14 protein-coding genes are annotated in these 15,257 nt (G+C 72.6%); 6 read left to right on the top strand and 8 right to left on the bottom strand.

The genetic code is table 11. The features are described 5' to 3' along the window. Positions 1-206 precede the first annotated feature (206 nt). Positions 207-884 carry a hypothetical protein gene (locus AB0J36_RS03250; RefSeq protein ID WP_357128688.1) on the top strand — a complete coding sequence of 226 codons (678 nt, stop codon included), beginning with the start codon at positions 207-209 and terminating at the stop codon, positions 882-884. Positions 885-889: 5 nt separating this feature from the next. On the opposite strand, the gene AB0J36_RS03245 is transcribed toward AB0J36_RS03250, so the two are convergent. From AB0J36_RS03245 to AB0J36_RS03230, 4 genes are all read right to left on the bottom strand, one after another. Beyond that, entirely contained in the window at positions 890-1,531 is a 642-nt protein-coding gene (locus AB0J36_RS03245) for a hypothetical protein (RefSeq protein WP_357392299.1), read from the bottom strand. A gap of 31 nt (positions 1,532-1,562) precedes the next feature. Further along, the gene (locus AB0J36_RS03240) at positions 1,563-2,621 is read right to left on the bottom strand and encodes a type III polyketide synthase (RefSeq protein ID WP_357128682.1); all 1,059 of its coding nucleotides are present in this window, start codon (positions 2,619-2,621) and stop codon (positions 1,563-1,565) included. 85 nt (positions 2,622-2,706) lie between these two features. Further along, the gene (locus AB0J36_RS03235) at positions 2,707-3,873 is read right to left on the bottom strand and encodes an acyl-CoA dehydrogenase family protein (RefSeq protein ID WP_357128679.1); all 1,167 of its coding nucleotides are present in this window, start codon (positions 3,871-3,873) and stop codon (positions 2,707-2,709) included. Between the two features lie 41 nt (positions 3,874-3,914). Further along, entirely contained in the window at positions 3,915-4,676 is a 762-nt protein-coding gene (locus AB0J36_RS03230; protein ID WP_357128676.1) for a methyltransferase domain-containing protein, read from the bottom strand. A gap of 46 nt (positions 4,677-4,722) precedes the next feature. Between AB0J36_RS03230 and AB0J36_RS03225 the strand changes: the two genes are divergently transcribed. The 4 genes from AB0J36_RS03225 to disA all read left to right on the top strand — a co-directional run bounded on the left by AB0J36_RS03225 (position 4,723) and on the right by disA (position 9,351). Continuing rightward, on the top strand, positions 4,723-5,562 hold the full coding sequence (locus AB0J36_RS03225) for a UbiA family prenyltransferase (protein WP_357128673.1): 840 nt from the start codon (positions 4,723-4,725) through the stop codon (positions 5,560-5,562). A 138-nt stretch (positions 5,563-5,700) separates the two neighbouring features. Next, positions 5,701-6,495, top strand: a complete 795-nt coding sequence (locus AB0J36_RS03220) for a hypothetical protein (RefSeq protein ID WP_357128670.1) — start codon at positions 5,701-5,703, stop codon at positions 6,493-6,495. A gap of 85 nt (positions 6,496-6,580) precedes the next feature. Further along, positions 6,581-8,038 (top strand): DNA repair protein RadA, encoded by a 1,458-nt coding sequence (radA, locus tag AB0J36_RS03215; protein WP_357128667.1) that lies wholly within the window; start codon positions 6,581-6,583, stop codon positions 8,036-8,038. 131 nt (positions 8,039-8,169) lie between these two features. Beyond that, positions 8,170-9,351: a DNA integrity scanning diadenylate cyclase DisA gene (disA, locus tag AB0J36_RS03210; protein ID WP_355051000.1), complete on the top strand. Its 1,182-nt coding sequence runs from the start codon at positions 8,170-8,172 to the stop codon at positions 9,349-9,351. A gap of 33 nt (positions 9,352-9,384) precedes the next feature. On the opposite strand, the gene AB0J36_RS03205 is transcribed toward disA, so the two are convergent. The 3 genes from AB0J36_RS03205 to AB0J36_RS03195 all read right to left on the bottom strand — a co-directional run bounded on the left by AB0J36_RS03205 (position 9,385) and on the right by AB0J36_RS03195 (position 11,331). Then, complete coding sequence (locus tag AB0J36_RS03205; protein WP_363660076.1) at positions 9,385-10,131, bottom strand: hypothetical protein; 747 nt, start codon at positions 10,129-10,131, stop codon at positions 9,385-9,387. Positions 10,132-10,249: 118 nt separating this feature from the next. Then, positions 10,250-10,759, bottom strand: coding sequence for a peptide deformylase (locus tag AB0J36_RS03200; protein ID WP_357392368.1), 510 nt, complete (start codon positions 10,757-10,759; stop codon positions 10,250-10,252). Between the two features lie 59 nt (positions 10,760-10,818). Further along, positions 10,819-11,331 carry an ACT domain-containing protein gene (locus AB0J36_RS03195; protein ID WP_357128657.1) on the bottom strand — a complete coding sequence of 171 codons (513 nt, stop codon included), beginning with the start codon at positions 11,329-11,331 and terminating at the stop codon, positions 10,819-10,821. Positions 11,332-11,427: 96 nt separating this feature from the next. Here AB0J36_RS03195 and AB0J36_RS03190 point away from each other — a divergent pair, with 96 nt between their 5' ends. Beyond that, positions 11,428-12,339, top strand: a complete 912-nt coding sequence (locus tag AB0J36_RS03190; RefSeq protein WP_363660075.1) for an A/G-specific adenine glycosylase — start codon at positions 11,428-11,430, stop codon at positions 12,337-12,339. A 162-nt stretch (positions 12,340-12,501) separates the two neighbouring features. On the opposite strand, the gene AB0J36_RS03185 is transcribed toward AB0J36_RS03190, so the two are convergent. Beyond that, positions 12,502-15,051 (bottom strand): ATP-dependent Clp protease ATP-binding subunit, encoded by a 2,550-nt coding sequence (locus AB0J36_RS03185; protein ID WP_357128651.1) that lies wholly within the window; start codon positions 15,049-15,051, stop codon positions 12,502-12,504. Between the last annotated feature and the right edge of the window lie 206 nt (positions 15,052-15,257).

Genomic DNA, 15,257 nt, shown 5'->3' with positions numbered 1-15,257 from the left:
GTCAAACCGATGGTTCAAACACGCTCCGTGACGATCGGATGACTTCCCGATACGAGTGAACAGAACGTCGAGATCAAGGGCTATGCGCTCCTCCCATGGTATCCCGGCGTGCGGGACCGCGCCCAGATGTAGCGGGACGTGCCCCCGGTGCGGGACCCTGGAGTCCGAGCCACACTCCGCTCTCGAGACGCTTCCTGGGGGGTCCGATGGGCAAGCCGGACGCAGAGGGCCACGGGCCATCCGACGGCCTGCCCGACCTACCACCCGAGTGGGGCCGCATCGTCGTCCCCGACGACGCCTCCGCCCTCGCCAGCGAGGCCGCCCAGGTACGTCGTGAGCTGCGCCGGGCCACCGGCCGGTACGCCGGACGCCGGGCACTCGCCCTGCCGCTGCTCGTCCTGGTGGTGGCGGTGCTCACCACTCTGACCGGCCTGCTCGCCGTGACCTGGCCCCGCGCCGGCCGGAGCACCGACCGGCCCACTCCGGCGCCCTCCCCACCACCCGTTTCGCTCACCGGTCAGGCGCTGCCCGCGCTGGACCTGGTCGACGCCGGGCAGGCGCCCGTTCCGCTCCGCGGCCTGTTACCCGCCATGATCATCCTCGTGGACGACTGTGGCTGCCCCGACGTCGTCACCGAGGCCGTGGCGGCGGCGCCCACCGGCGTCACGGTGGTCACCGTGACCGAGGGCCGGGCTGTCGCCACCGCACCACCCGTCGACGGCGTCCGCGCGCTGGCCGACCCCGCCGGCGGTCTGCGCTCGTTCCTGGGCCCCGGTGCCGCCAACGCGCTGCTGGTCGGCCGCACCGGCGTGGTGACCCGGGTGCTGCCCGGCGTCGGGCCCGTCGACGCGTACCAGGACGACCTGACCGCCCTGGCCCGCTGAACGGCCTACGACGGGGGCAGCGCGACGAGCTGCGCCTCGACGTCGATGGGCTGGTCGCCGACGGCCGACAGCGACACCCGGAACGGCCCGCCGCCGGGCAGCAGCCGGGCGGACGCGAGCGTGCCGTCGCAGTCGATGCGCGGCGGGCCGGCGATCTCGGCCCCGGTGCTCGTCACCGCCAGCGTGCCCGGTCGGGTGCACCGGTACTGGAGCAGGAAGCGGGAACCGTCGTCGGACGCCTGCCGGGTCCGCTCCTCGCCGGGCGCCAACTCCCGCTGCTCCCGCCAGATCGTGCTGCGGAACGAGGGCAGGTCACTCCCGGGGACGAGAATCCCCACATCGCCGTCGACGTCGGCGATCGCGCCCGCCTCCGCGTCGATCGCGATTCGCGAGTTGCCGCCCACCCGGACGGCCTCGCCGGTCTCCGGGTCGATCCGAACCGTCACGCCCCGTTCCCCGGGTTCGATGCGGGTCAGGATGCGCTCCAGTTCGGTGCTGACGCTGGGCGCGACCACCGGTGAGCTCACCGGCCCGGCCACCGGGGCGGGCGCGGCGGCATGCCACCACCAGCCGCCCACCGCGAGCGCGGCCAGGGCCGCACCGACCAGCACCGCCGACCGCAACCGGTCGTCCGCCCCCGCATCCATGGAACGAGCGTACCGGTCGGGTCGCTGGCGTTCACTCCTGTCGATCGAGCAGGACGGCGTACAGGGTGAGGCCCGGACCGAACGCCAGCATGACCACCTGCCGAGGCGGCGGCGTGGACCGACCCAACCGGTCCAGGATCAGCAGCACCGTCGGCGAGGAGCAGTTGCCGTGCTCGTCCAGCGTCGCCCGGGACGCCGCCAACGCCTCCGGCGGCAGGGCCAACTCCCGCTCGACCACGTTGAGGATCCGCGGCCCGCCCGGGTGCACGGCCCAACCGTCCACGTCGGAGATGGTGCCGCCGTGCCGGGCCAGCAGGTCGTCGACCAGGCCGCGCACGTGCCGGGAGAGGACCTGCGGCACCTTCGACGACAGCCCCATCCGAAAGCCCGCGTCCGTGACGTCCCAGGTCATGTGGTCGGCCGTCGAGGTGTCGGTGACCGAGGCGACCTCGCGCAACGCGTACCCCCGGCCGCCGGGCACCACCACGGCGGCGACGGCGGCGTCCGAGAAGAGCGCGTGCGAGATGATCTGCTGGGTGTCGACCCGGGCCGTGGACGGCTGAATGTGCAGGCTGGTCAGCTCCGCGCAGAGCAGCAACGCCGGCCGGCCCCGGGCGGTGACGAAGTCACTCGCCGCGCCCAACCCCGGAAGCGCCGCGTAGCAGCCCATGTGGCCGACGAACATGCGCTGGGTGTCCGCCGCCATGCCCAGGTCACGGGCGAGCAGGATGTCCAGCCCCGGGGTGGCGTACCCGGTGCAGGAGCAGACGATGAACATCCCGACGTCGCCGGCGTCCAGACCGGCGGCGGTCAACGCGCGCCCCACCGCCTCCTTGCCCAGCGGCAGCGCCTCCACCTGGTAGCGACGCATCCGGCGCTCGGTCGGCCAGTCCGAGACGTCCTCGAGCAACGGGTTGACCGCGGCCTGCCGTCGGGTCACCCCCGAGTTCGCGAAGATCCGTTCGGCCAACGCCCGGGTGCTGCCGGAGAAGTGCCGGGAGAAGAAGCCCTCCCACAGCTCGTCCTGCGAAGCGGACGGCGGCTGCGCTGTCCCGAGCCCCGCGATCACTGGTACGGACACGATCCCCACCTCTCGTCAAACGCTGTCCTCCCCCTGGCCGTCCCTCCGGCCACCTCGGCCGGCCGCACCCTCGTACGTTTCCCGCGACACCCGCTCACCAACGCGGTGCCGATCCGTCGCGGTCCGGGTCCCCGCCCAGCGCGGCGATGCCCAGCCAGTCGGCGCAGACGTCCGACGTGGCCGGGTGCAGTGAGCCGCAACGGGCATCCCGGTAGAGCCGCTCCAACGGGTGGCCACGTCGGGTCGCCGACGTGCCGGCCGCCTCCAGCATCGACGCCGCCACCTCGGCGGCCGTCGTCCCGGCCAGCAGCTTCGCCCGCCACACCCAGCGGTTGGTCTCCGCGTCACCCGGCGCGTCGTCCACCCGGCGGGCCGCCTCGGCCACCGCCAGCTCGGCGGCAGCCGTCGCCGCGTCCGCCCGGCCCAGCCGCGAGCGCACCGCCGGCAGACCGGCCAGGTTGCGGGCGTTGAGGTGCTCGGCCGCCGCGTCGATGGCGGCCCGCGCCACCCCCACGTAGACGGCCGCGTAGCTGGCCACCAGCCAGTGCGGCATGAGCTGGGCGATCACGAGGGCCAACCCCTCCACCCCACCGAGCAGCCGGTCGCCCGGCACGGTGACGTCCAGATGCAGGTCGTGCGACGAGGTGGCCCGCATGCCGAGGGCGTCCCAGGTCGGCTCGACGCTCAAACCGTCGCCGGCCGGCACCAGGAACTGCGACACCGTCGACTGGTCGGTGGCGCTGCGCGCGGCCACCAGGTAGCCGTCGGCGTGCCCGGCCCCGGAACAGAAGGTCTTGCTGCCCTTGAGGTGCCAACCGCCGTCGGTCGGCTCGTAGACCGTGCTCAACTGCGAGAGGCGCGCGCCGGTGCCCCGCTCGCTCATCGCGACGCCGTACCAGGCGCCCTGGGCAGCGGCGGTGAGCAGCCGGTCCCGGGCGGCCAGCGCCTCGTCCGACACGCCCAGAGCCTCGGCCAACTCCTCGGTGACCGCGCCCAGCGCGCCGGTCACCGACGCGTGCATGTTGAACACCAGCGCCGTCGCGCCGTTGCCCCGGGCCAGCTCGGTGGCGACCGCGGTGTAATCCGCGAAGCTCGCGCCCAGGCCACCGAGAGCGCGCGGCACCATCAACCCGAAGAGGCCGGCCTCCCGCAGGTCACGGAAGTCCTCGGCCGGGAAGGAGCCGTCCCGGTCGTGCTCCGCCGCCCGCGCGGCGAACCGCGGCGTCAATCGGCGGGCCGCCTCAAGCGCGTGCACCGTCATATCGCTCCCTCCTCGGCGTCCCATACCCCGCCACGAGCCGACTATCCTCTGCGGACCCCCTGGCCCTGGTAGAGCACGGCGGTGGACCGGGTCGGCACGATGCGCGGGGCACGACCGGTCAACGGCACACCCGGCGTCCGTGCCGCGCGGGCCCGCCGCACCAGCCAGGCGAGCAGCCCCCCGACCTGCGGTCGGATCCCACGTAGGCGCAGCTCGACGCCGTGCCGGGCGCACTCGGCCACCAGCGCCCGCGCGTCCACGAACAACCGTGGATCGTGGATGCCACGCGGCACCGTCGGCAGCCGCTCGGCGATCCGCACCGCGACCAGCCGGGCCAGCGCCGTGTCGTTGAGCGTGTCCAGCACGAGCAGGCCGCCCGGGCGCAGCAGGCGGCACGCCTCGGCCACCGCCCGCGGCCAGTCCGGCACGTGTTCCAGCAGCTCGCCGGCGGAGACCACGTCGGCGCACCCGTCGGGCAGCGGCACCGCCGTGGCGTCACCCTGCACCACCCGTACGCCGTGCCCGGCGGCCTGGACCAGCGCCGAACGGGTCAGGTCCACCCCGACGTGCCGGTAGCCCTTGCCGGCCAGGTGCGGCGCGAGCAGACCGGCGCCGCAGCCCAGATCGACCAGGACCGCGCCCGGACTCCTCGTCGGCGGTACGAGCGCCGCGCGGGCCTCGGCCAGCCAGTGCAGCATCGCGAACGCGCCATCCGGCCGCCACCACTCACCGGCCAGGTCGTCGTACTGGCGCGGATCGTTGCGCGGCAGCACCCGCTGGGCGGTCGACGCCACGTCTCGCATGGCTCCGAGCGTGGCACGACTGCTCGGTAACGACCAGACTTCCCTTATGTCGTCGAGGGTGTTAGGGCTGGTCAGGGCGAGCCATCCGGAACCGGCCGCCGCGGTGACCACAGTGTCCGGTCTGCTGGCCTGGGGAGTGGGCCACCGGCCCTGGGGAATCGCCTCCGTGGTGCTCGCCGTACTCGCCAGCCAACTCGCGGTTGGCTGGACCAACGACGCGTTGGACGCCGAGCGGGATGCCACGGTGGGGCGTACCGACAAGCCGGTCGCCGCCGGCGCGGTGGGCCGGCGTGTCACGGCCTGGGCCGCCGCGGTGGCCGCGGTGGCCTGCCCGCTGCTGGCGCTGACCACGAACCCCCGGGCGGCGCTCTGGCTCACGGTCGCCCTGGTCTCCGCGCTGCTCTACGACTGGCCGCTCAAGGCCACCGTCTTCTCGGTCCTGCCGTACGCCGTCTCCTTCGGCGCGCTGCCCGGCTTCGTGGTGCTGGCGCTGCCCGGCGAACCGACCCCACCGCTCTGGCTGCTGACGGCGGCGGCCTGCCTCGGCGCCGGCGCGCACTTCGCCAACGTGCTGCCCGACCTCGCCGACGACGCCCGCACGGGTGTACGCGGCCTGCCGCACCGCCTCGGCGCGGCGGGCAGTCGGGCGGCCGCGGCCGGACTGCTCCTCGCCGCGACCGCCGTCCTGGTCCTGGGACCACCCGGACCGCCGTCGGTCCTCGGGCTCGCGGCGGTCGGCACGGCCGCCGTCGTGCCGCCACTGAGTTGGTACGCCGGGCGCTCGGCGGCCCGCGCGGGCCGGCGGCCGGTGGCTGCCTTCCGGGCGGTGATGCTGGTGGCCCTCATCGACGTCGCGCTGCTGGTGGCGAGCGGTCGGGTGGTGTGACGGCACCCGGCGGGGTGGCATTGCCGGGTCCCCGTGCGGGCCTCGATCAGCTCCAACTACCCTGGAGCGCGGTCTGCGCGGGTATGGCCACCTCCCCCGGCGTGCGCCCGGGTGGGGATCGTAACGAGGAGGACCGACGTGACGCGCTCGATCAACCGATCCCGGCGGGCGGCCCTGCTGCTGTCCGGAGTCGCGGCGGCCACCAGCCTGCTCGCGTCCGGATGCGGCGCTGGCCAGATCGCCGAGACGGCTTTGAAGGAGCCGTCCGTCCAGGGCGTCAACCTCACGACCCCCAACGGCGCCTACTCGGTGCGTGGCCTGCTGGTCACCTACCCCGGCACCGAGGGTTACCGGGCCGGCCAGGACGCCCCGCTCAACGCGGTGATCTACAACGACTCGAAGAGCACCGTGACGGTCACCGTCACCACGCAGAGCGCCCGCGAGGTGCTGATCTCGGGTGGCTCGGCCAGCCCGACGCCGTCCGCCTCGGAGTCGGCCTCGGCCACCCCGTCGGCCTCGGCCACCCCGTCGGGCTCGGCCAGCCCGTCGACCACCGAGTCCGGCTCGGCCAGCCCGTCGGCGACCCCGTCCGAGACCGGCTCGTCGTCGGCGACCCCGTCCGCACCTGAGTCGGCGCGGGCGTCGGGTTCGGCCAGCGCTGCCGCGCCGGGCCAGCCCGCCCGCATCGAACTGGCCCCGCTGAGCTACCTCCAGCTCAACTCGGAGTCCACCTCGCAGCTGCGGCTGGTCGGTCTGACCGAGGCGCTGCGCTCCGGCCAGAACGTCGTCGTGACCTTCGACTTCGGCAACGGCAACACGGTCACCGGCCCCGCGCCGATCGCGGTGCCGCTCACCCCGGCGGCCCCCGCCTCGCCGATCATCGAGCGCGAGGGCGGCTACGAGGGCAACGAGGGTGGCACCACCCACGAGTGAGCCCGATCCTCAACTACGGAACACCCCGGCGTGGGAACCACCACGCCGGGGTGTTTTCGTCGTACGAGGCGGCTAGCGTCCTGATGTGACCACCTCCCGATCGACCTCCGGCCGTGGCGGCGCGGCAGGTGCGCCCCGCGCCCGGTCCGCCACCCGCGAACCGCGCCCGGCGTACGAGTGCGACGCCTGCGGGCACCAGCCGCCCAAGTGGGTGGGTCGCTGCCCGGAGTGCGGCGAGTGGGGCTCGGTGGTCGAGTCGACGGTGACCGGGCCGACCGTCTCCGGTCGGGTGGTCAGTTCGCGGATGCCGGCCGAGCCGGCCCGGCCGATCGCCACCATCAGCGCGGCTCCGGCCCGCGCCCGGCCGACCGGGGTGAGCGAGCTGGACCGGGTGCTCGGTGGCGGCCTGGTCCCCGGGGCGGTCGTGCTGCTCGCCGGCGAGCCCGGCGTGGGCAAGTCGACCCTCCTGCTCGACGTGGCGCAGCAGTGGGCGGTGGGCGCCGGCAGCCCGTCCCTGGTGGTCAGCGGGGAAGAATCGGTCAGTCAGGTCCGGCTGCGCGCCGAGCGGATGGGCACCCTGCACGAGCAGCTCTACCTGGCGGCCGAGAGCGACCTGGCGTCGGTGCTCGGGCACCTCGACGCGGTCAAGCCGGGCCTGCTGGTGCTCGACTCGGTGCAGACCATCTCGACCACCGGCACCGAGGGTGTGCCGGGCGGCGTGACCCAGGTCCGGGCGGTCACCGCCGCACTGGTCTCGGTCGCCAAGGAGCGGGGCATCGCGACCGTGCTGGTCGGGCACGTCACCAAGGACGGTCAGGTGGCCGGGCCGCGTGTGCTGGAGCACCTGGTCGACGTGGTGCTGCACTTCGAGGGCGACAAACACTCCTCGCTACGGCTCGTGCGCGGCGTCAAGAACCGGTTCGGGGCGGCCGACGAGGTGGGCTGCTTCGAGATGCACGAGGGCGGCATCAGCAGCCTGGCCGACCCGTCCGGGCTGTTCCTCACCCGCTACTCCGAACCGGTGCCCGGCACCTGCGTGACCGTGGCGATGGAGGGGCGGCGGGCACTGGTCACGGAGGTACAGGCCCTGATCGGCGCGACGGTGGCCGGCTCTCCCCGCCGTACCGTCTCGGGCCTCGACTCGGCCCGCCTGGCCATGGTGCTCGCGGTCCTGCAACGGCGTACGGAGCGGTTGACCCTGCACGACCGGGAGGTGTTCGCGGCCACCGTCGGCGGCATCCGGGTGGTGGAGCCGGCAGCCGACCTGGCCGTCGCGTTGGCGGTCGCCTCCGGCGGGCTCAACCTGGCGATCGCGCCGCATCTCGTCGCGATCGGCGAGGTGGGGTTGACCGGCGAGGTGCGCCGGGTCGGTGCGGTGCCGCGCCGGCTGGCGGAGGCCGCCCGCCTGGGGTTCAAGGTGGCGCTGGTTCCGCCGGGTTGTGGCCCGGCGAGCACCGGTGCGGGGCCGGATCAGATGCGGGTGACCGAGGTCACTGACGTGCGCTCAGCCCTGCACCATGCGGCCCGCGCGTCCGCCGAGTGACTCAGCGTGCCGACGCCAACGGCGATAACGGACAGCATCGCCGCAAGTGGAAACGGTTCGAAGGGCGGCATCGTGACACATCACAGTAACCACGACAGCACCCACCGCACGGCAGTCCGTAGACTGTGCCCGTGCCGATCGACCGCGATACCACCAAGCCTGCCGGAGCGCCGCCCCAGGCCCGCACCGGCACCGTGGGCTCGCCGGCCCGCCCGATCAGCGTGAGCGTGACCGCCGCTGCCGGGGGTGCCGGCGATCCGCTGCGGGCGAATCTCGCCCTGATGGCACCAGGCACCGCGCTGCGCGACGGGTTGGAGCGCATCCTGCGGGGTCGCACCGGCGCGCTCATCGTGCTCGGCTACGACAAGGTCGTCGAGGGCCTCTGCACCGGCGGCTTCCCGCTGGACGTCGAGTTCTCCGCGACCCGGGTCCGCGAGCTGTGCAAGATGGACGGCGCCGTGGTGCTGTCCAGTGACGGCACCCGCATCGTCCGGGCGGCCGTGCACCTGATGCCCGACCCGTCCATCCCGACGGAGGAATCGGGCACCCGGCACCGCACCGCCGAACGGGTCGCCCGGCAGACCGGCTACCCGGTGATCTCGGTCAGCCAGTCGATGCGGATCATCAGCCTCTACGTCAACGGTCAGCGGCACGTCCTCGACGACTCGGCCGCGATCCTCTCCCGGGCCAACCAGGCGCTGGCCACCCTCGAGCGCTACAAGCTGCGGCTGGACGAGGTCTCCGGCACGCTCTCCGCGCTCGAGATCGAAGACCTGGTCACGGTGCGGGACGCGGTGGCGGTGGTGCAGCGGCTGGAGATGGTCCGCCGGATCGCCGACGAGATCGCCGGTTACGTCGTCGAGCTGGGCACCGACGGTCGACTGCTCGCTCTCCAGCTCGACGAGCTGATGGCCGGTGTCGACGCCGACCGCACGCTTGTCATCCGGGACTACCTGCCCGTCGGCCGTAAGTCCCGCACCCTGGACGAGGCGCTGGTGGAGCTGGATCTGCTGGGCGCCACCGAGCTGATCGACCTGGTGTCGGTCGCCAAGGCGATCGGCTACCCGGCCGCATCCGACGCGCTGGATGCCGCCGTCAGCCCGCGGGGCTTCCGGCTGCTGGCCAAGGTTCCGCGCCTGCCGGTGGCCGTGGTCGACCGTCTGGTGCTGCACTTCGGCAGCCTGCAGCGGTTGCTGGGCGCGACCGTGGAGGACCTGCAGGCCGTCGAGGGTGTGGGCGACGCCCGCGCCCGGGGCGTCCGCGAGGGCCTGTCCCGGCTCGCCGAGGCATCCATCCTTGAGCGGTACGTCTGATCCGCCGCCGATCCGGCTGGCCGGAGTGCCGACTCAGCCGGTGATCGTGATCTTCGCGGGCTCGCTGTACTTGGTGCCGACCCGGGCGAACACCTGGTACGTCCCCGCCGGCGCGAACGGCCCCGCGGCCAGACCCGCGCCGTCGCACCGGCTGGTGTCCCGTCCGTTCCAGCCCACCTGGTAGGAGCGCTCGAACCCGGGCGTGAACGACTGCACATCCGAGCCCTGGACCTTGCCGCAGGTGTCGGACGACCACACCTTCTCGGCGCCCGCCTTGATGAAGATCTCCTGGAGGTCGGCGCCGACGTTACGGCTGCACGTACGCTGCGAGGTGTTCTTGATCTTCAGTTGGAGGTCGACCACCGCGCCGCGCTGTGCCGAACTGGGCCGCGCCGCCGACGTCACGCTGATCTCCGCGTCGGTGCAGGTGCCGTCGTCGACCGACCCGGCGGCCGAGTCCGGCGGTGGGTCATTGGTGGTGACTCCGCGGCCGGGGTCCGTGGCGTTCGTGGCATCCGGACCGGCGGATTGCTCCGTGGCACTCGGCGCCGCCGACCCGGACGCCGACGGAGCCTCCGACTGCGGGGTCAGCACCGGCCCCACCGCCCCCGGGCTTGACGTCGGAGTCGGCGTCGAGCCGGCCCGTGGGTGACCGCCGGAGCGACCCGAGCCGGTGCAGGAGTAGAGCACGACAATCAGGAAAAGCAGCACCGCTCCGAATACGACGGCGCGACGCCGCCAGTACACGGCGGGTGGCAGGGGGCCGACCGTCAGACGCATGATGCCCCCCACCGTAGTCGCGCCGCACCCACCGGCGGGTCACGACGCGCCGGAGCGTCAGCGGGGCAGCGCGAAGAACATCCACTGAGGACGGACGGGCCGGCGTCCGGCCGCCCGGTCAGAGATAGACCTTGCGCTGGTAGACGGCGTGCGCGCCGGCCACCCGGTCCAGAAAGAGCAGCCCTTCACAGTGGTCGATCTCGTGCTGCAACGCCCGCGCCTCGAAGCCGTCCGTCACCAGTCGGACCGCCGCCCCCGTGCCCGGCAGGTCACCCTCCACGACGAGCCGACTCGCCCGCTTCACGTCCCCGGTCAGGTCCGGCACGGACATGCAGCCCTCCCGACCCGGCTTCCATCGGGTCGCCTCGACCACCCGGGCATTACACAGCACGAAGGTGCCGTGCACGGTGACCGCCTTCGGGTGGCCCGTCACGTCGACGGCGAAGACCCGGGCGCCCACGCCGACCTGCGGCGCCGCCAGACCCACGCAGCCCGGCGAGACCCGCATCGTGGCCACCAGGTCGGCGGCCAACCGGATGATCTCCTCGGCGGTGGGATCGACGTCGCCTCCGGCCCGGCTCAGCACCGGATGCGGGGCCGACACGACGGCCCGCACCTCACCCGCCATCGCCAGCGACTCCGGCGTCCAATCCCCCAGACCGGCGTACGCCTCGCCCCGCCCGTCGCTCACAGCAGATCCGGGTCTGCCGGCCGGAGGGTGACCTCGACCCCCACCTCGGCGGCCGTCCGGTGCAGCCGTTCGGTAAGCGCCTCGACGACCCCCGCCGGCAGCTCGACCTCGGCCAACACCACGTAGAGCGAACCGGCCAGCCGGGTGCTCAGGTCGGTGACGTTGCCACCGGCGTCCACCAGCACCCGGGTCATCGCCGCCACGATGCCCATCCGGTCCGACCCGTGCACCGCCAGCACGTACGGCTCGCCGGCCGGCGCCACCTCACCGTCCGGCGTCACCGCGCGTACGGTCGCCAGAAGTTGCCCCTCGGTCGCCAGCGGCGCCAACGCCGCCTCCACTTCGGCGGCGGCCGGGCCGGTGCAGATGAGGGTCATCGCGAAATGCCCCCGCAGGCGGGTCATCGTGCTGTCGGTGAGGTTCGCCCCCAGCCGGGCCAGCACCTCGGCGACGTCGGCCACGATGCCCGGCCGGTCCCGGCCGATGACGGTGATCGCGAGCTCGTTCATCCGCGCATTCTGCCCGATCCGTCCACCAGCACGGCGACACCCTGCCCGAGCCGCCCAACCAGCGGGACCGGACCGCGTGACATCATCGACGACGCCATGACTCAACCCGATTTCGCCGCACTGGTCAGCCGATGGTTCCAGCAGCACGCCCGTGACCTGCCGTGGCGGGAACCCGAGGTGACCCCGTGGGCCATCCTGGTCAGCGAGGTCATGCTCCAGCAGACGCCGGTGGTCCGGGTGGTGCCGGCCTGGCACGCCTGGCTGGCCCGCTGGCCCGACCCGGCGGCGCTGGCGGCGGACACCCCGGCCGAGGCGATCCGCATGTGGGGGCGGCTCGGCTATCCGCGCCGCGCCGTCCGACTGCGGGAATGTGCGGTGGCCATCGTGGACCGACACGGCGGCCAGGTGCCCGACCGACTGGAACAGCTACTGGCGCTGCCCGGCGTGGGCACGTACACGGCACGCGCGGTGGCCGCATTCGCGTTCGGGCAGCGACACCCGGTCGTCGACACCAACGTCCGACGGGTGGTCTGTCGAGCCGTGGCCGGTGAGCCGGACGCCGGCCCGGTCACCCGCCCGGCCGACCTGGTCGCCACCGAGGAGCTGCTGCCCCCGGAGCCCGCCGCCGCCGCGCTGGCCAGCGCCGCCTTCATGGAGCTGGGCGCGGTGCTCTGCACCGCCCGCGCGCCGCGCTGCACGGCCTGCCCGGTCGAGTCGGTCTGCGCCTGGCGGGCCTCCGGGCAGGCACCACCGACCGGCCCCACCCGCCGTCCCCAGCGGTACGCGGGCACCGACCGACAGGTACGCGGACTGCTGCTCGGGGTGCTCCGGGAGACCACCGGGCCGGTCCCGCACCAGCGCCTCGACCAGGTGTGGACCGACGACGTGCAGCGCGCCCGCGCACTGGCCGGCCTGGTGCAGGACGGACTCGTGGAGCCCGTCGGGGCCGACTCGTTCCGGCTCGCCGGCGACGGCCCGTCGACCCCCGCCGCCAACCTGATCACCTGACCCGCCGGGCCCTACGCTCGGACGCCAGATCACCCTCGATCCAGCGCGCCCGGCCGGCCCGACGCGGGTGTGGGAACGCCGCCGACGGAGTGGGGCAGCGCGCAGAAAAGGGCGGGGCCCCGGTGGCTTACGCCGCCGGAGCCCCGCCCCCTGTGCTGCTGGTTATGCCACCTCGTCCGTCGCCGCTGCCGCGGTGCCGGCGGCGGTGCCACCGAGGTCGGCCGGAACGGCGTCCGGAACCTCGACCGGCTTCTCCGCACCCCGGAAGACGAGCTTGGACTTGTCGATGTCGTTCGGGTCGCCCTCGCAGTCCACCACCACGATCTGACCGGGGGTCAGCTCGTTGAACAGAATCCGCTCGGAGAGGTTGTCCTCGATGTCGCGCTGGATCGTGCGACGAAGCGGACGGGCACCGAGCACCGGGTCGAAGCCCTTCGCCGCCAGGTACTTCTTGGCGTTGTCGGTCAGCTCCAGACCCATGTCCTTGTTGCGCAGCTGGCCCTCGATCCGCTGGATCATGATGTCCACGATCGAGAGGATCTCGCTCTGGCGCAGCTGGTGGAAGACGATGGTGTCGTCGATCCGGTTGAGGAACTCAGGCCGGAAGTGCTGCTTGAGCTCGTCGTTGACCTTCTGCTTCATCCGGTCGTAGTTCGACTCGGAGTCCTCCGAGGCCTGGAAGCCCAGCGACACCGCCTTGGCGACGTCGCGGGTGCCCAGGTTGGTGGTCAGGATGATGACCGTGTTCTTGAAGTCCACGATCCGGCCCTGACCGTCGGTGAGCCGACCGTCTTCGAGGATCTGCAGGAGCGTGTTGAACACGTCCGGGTGGGCCTTCTCGATCTCGTCGAACAGGACCACCGAGAACGGACGACGACGCACCTTCTCGGTCAGCTGCCCGCCCTCGTCGTAACCGACGTAGCCGGGAGGGGCACCCACGAGGCGGGACACCGTGTACCGGTCGTGGAACTCGGACATGTCCAGCTGGATGAGGGCGTCCTCGCTGCCGAAGAGGAACTCGGCGAGCGCCTTGGACAGCTCGGTCTTACCGACACCGGACGGGCCGGCGAAGATGAACGAGCCGGACGGGCGCTTCGGGTCCTTCAGGCCGGCCCGGGTACGCCGGATCGCCTTCGAGACCGCCTTGACCGCGTCCTCCTGGCCGATGACGCGCTTGTGCAGCTCGTCCTCCATGCGCAGCAGGCGCGAGGTCTCCTCCTCGGTCAGCTTGTAGACCGGGATACCGGTCCAGTTGCCGAGTACCTCGGCGATCTGCTCGTCGTCGACCTCGCTGACGACGTCCAGGTCACCGGCCTTCCACTCCTTCTCCCGCTGCGCCTTCTGACCGAGGAGCTGCTTCTCCTTGTCGCGCAGCTGGGCGGCGCGCTCGAAGTCCTGCGCGTCGATCGCGGACTCCTTGTCGCGACGCACCTGGGCGATGCGCTCGTCGAAGTCACGCAGGTCTGGCGGCGCGGTCATCCGACGGATCCGCATCCGGGCGCCGGCCTCGTCGATCAGGTCGATCGCCTTGTCCGGCAGGAAGCGGTCCGAGATGTACCTGTCGGCCAGGGTCGCGGCGGCCACGAGAGCGGCGTCCGTGATCGAGACCCGGTGGTGCGCCTCGTAACGGTCCCGCAGGCCCTTGAGGATCTCGATGGTGTGCGCCAGCGACGGCTCACCCACCTGGATCGGCTGGAACCGGCGCTCGAGAGCGGCGTCCTTCTCCAGGTGCTTGCGGTATTCGTCGAGCGTGGTGGCGCCGATGGTCTGCAGCTCACCACGGGCCAGCATCGGCTTGAGGATGCTGGCGGCGTCGATCGCGCCCTCGGCGGCACCCGCGCCCACGAGGGTGTGGATCTCGTCGATGAACAGGATGATGTCGCCCCGCGTGCGAATCTCCTTGAGCACCTTCTTGAGGCGCTCCTCGAAGTCACCGCGGTAGCGGGAACCCGCGACCAGCGCACCCAGGTCGAGCGTGTAGAGCTGCTTGTCCTTCAGAGTCTCGGGCACCTCGCCCTTGATGATCTTCTGGGAAAGCCCCTCCACCACGGCGGTCTTACCGACGCCGGGCTCACCGATCAGGACCGGGTTGTTCTTGGTACGGCGGGAGAGCACCTGCATGACCCGCTCGATTTCCTTCTCGCGCCCGATGACCGGGTCGAGCTTGCCCTCGCGGGCGGCCTGGGTCAGGTTGCGGCCGAACTGGTCCAGCACCAGGCTGGTCGACGGCGCGGCCTCACCCGGCGCGGCACCCGCCGCGGCGGGCTCCTTGCCCTGGTAGCCGGAGAGGAGCTGGATCACCTGCTGGCGGACCCGGTTGAGGTCGGCGCCGAGCTTGACCAGCACCTGGGCGGCGACGCCCTCGCCCTCACGGATCAGCCCGAGCAGGATGTGCTCGGTGCCGATGTAGTTGTGGCCGAGCTGCAGCGCCTCGCGCAGCGACAGCTCCAGCACCTTCTTGGCCCGCGGCGTGAACGGGATGTGCCCGCTCGGCGCCTGCTGGCCCTGGCCGATGATCTCCTCGACCTGCTGACGGACGCCCTCCAGGGAGATGCCGAGGCTCTCCAGGGCCTTTGCCGCGACGCCTTCACCTTCGTGGATCAGGCCCAGCAGGATGTGTTCCGTACCGATGTAGTTGTGGTTGAGCATCCGGGCCTCTTCTTGGGCCAGGACGACAACCCGTCGCGCTCGGTCGGTGAACCGCTCGAACATGCCCTCGTGCTCCTCACATGCCGTGCGCCTTGATGGTCAAGATCTTGGCGGGGCCGGTGCACGAACGTCCGGGACGGGCGTCCGTGCCTCCTTACTCTATCGTCGCTGACCGACTCGGCTGAGGTCGTGTCTCTCCGGTCCGGGTCAGTTCCACGTCGTTTTGCACAACCGTCCGCGCTCAGGAGGTGTTCCGGTACCCCTGTCGC

The sequence above is a fragment of the Micromonospora sp. NPDC049662 genome, from assembly GCF_040675055.1.
Lineage (GTDB): Bacteria > Actinomycetota > Actinomycetes > Mycobacteriales > Micromonosporaceae > Micromonospora.
The sequence above is the reverse complement of the archived record's forward strand: the minus strand, read 5'-3'. Positions and strand labels throughout refer to the sequence as shown.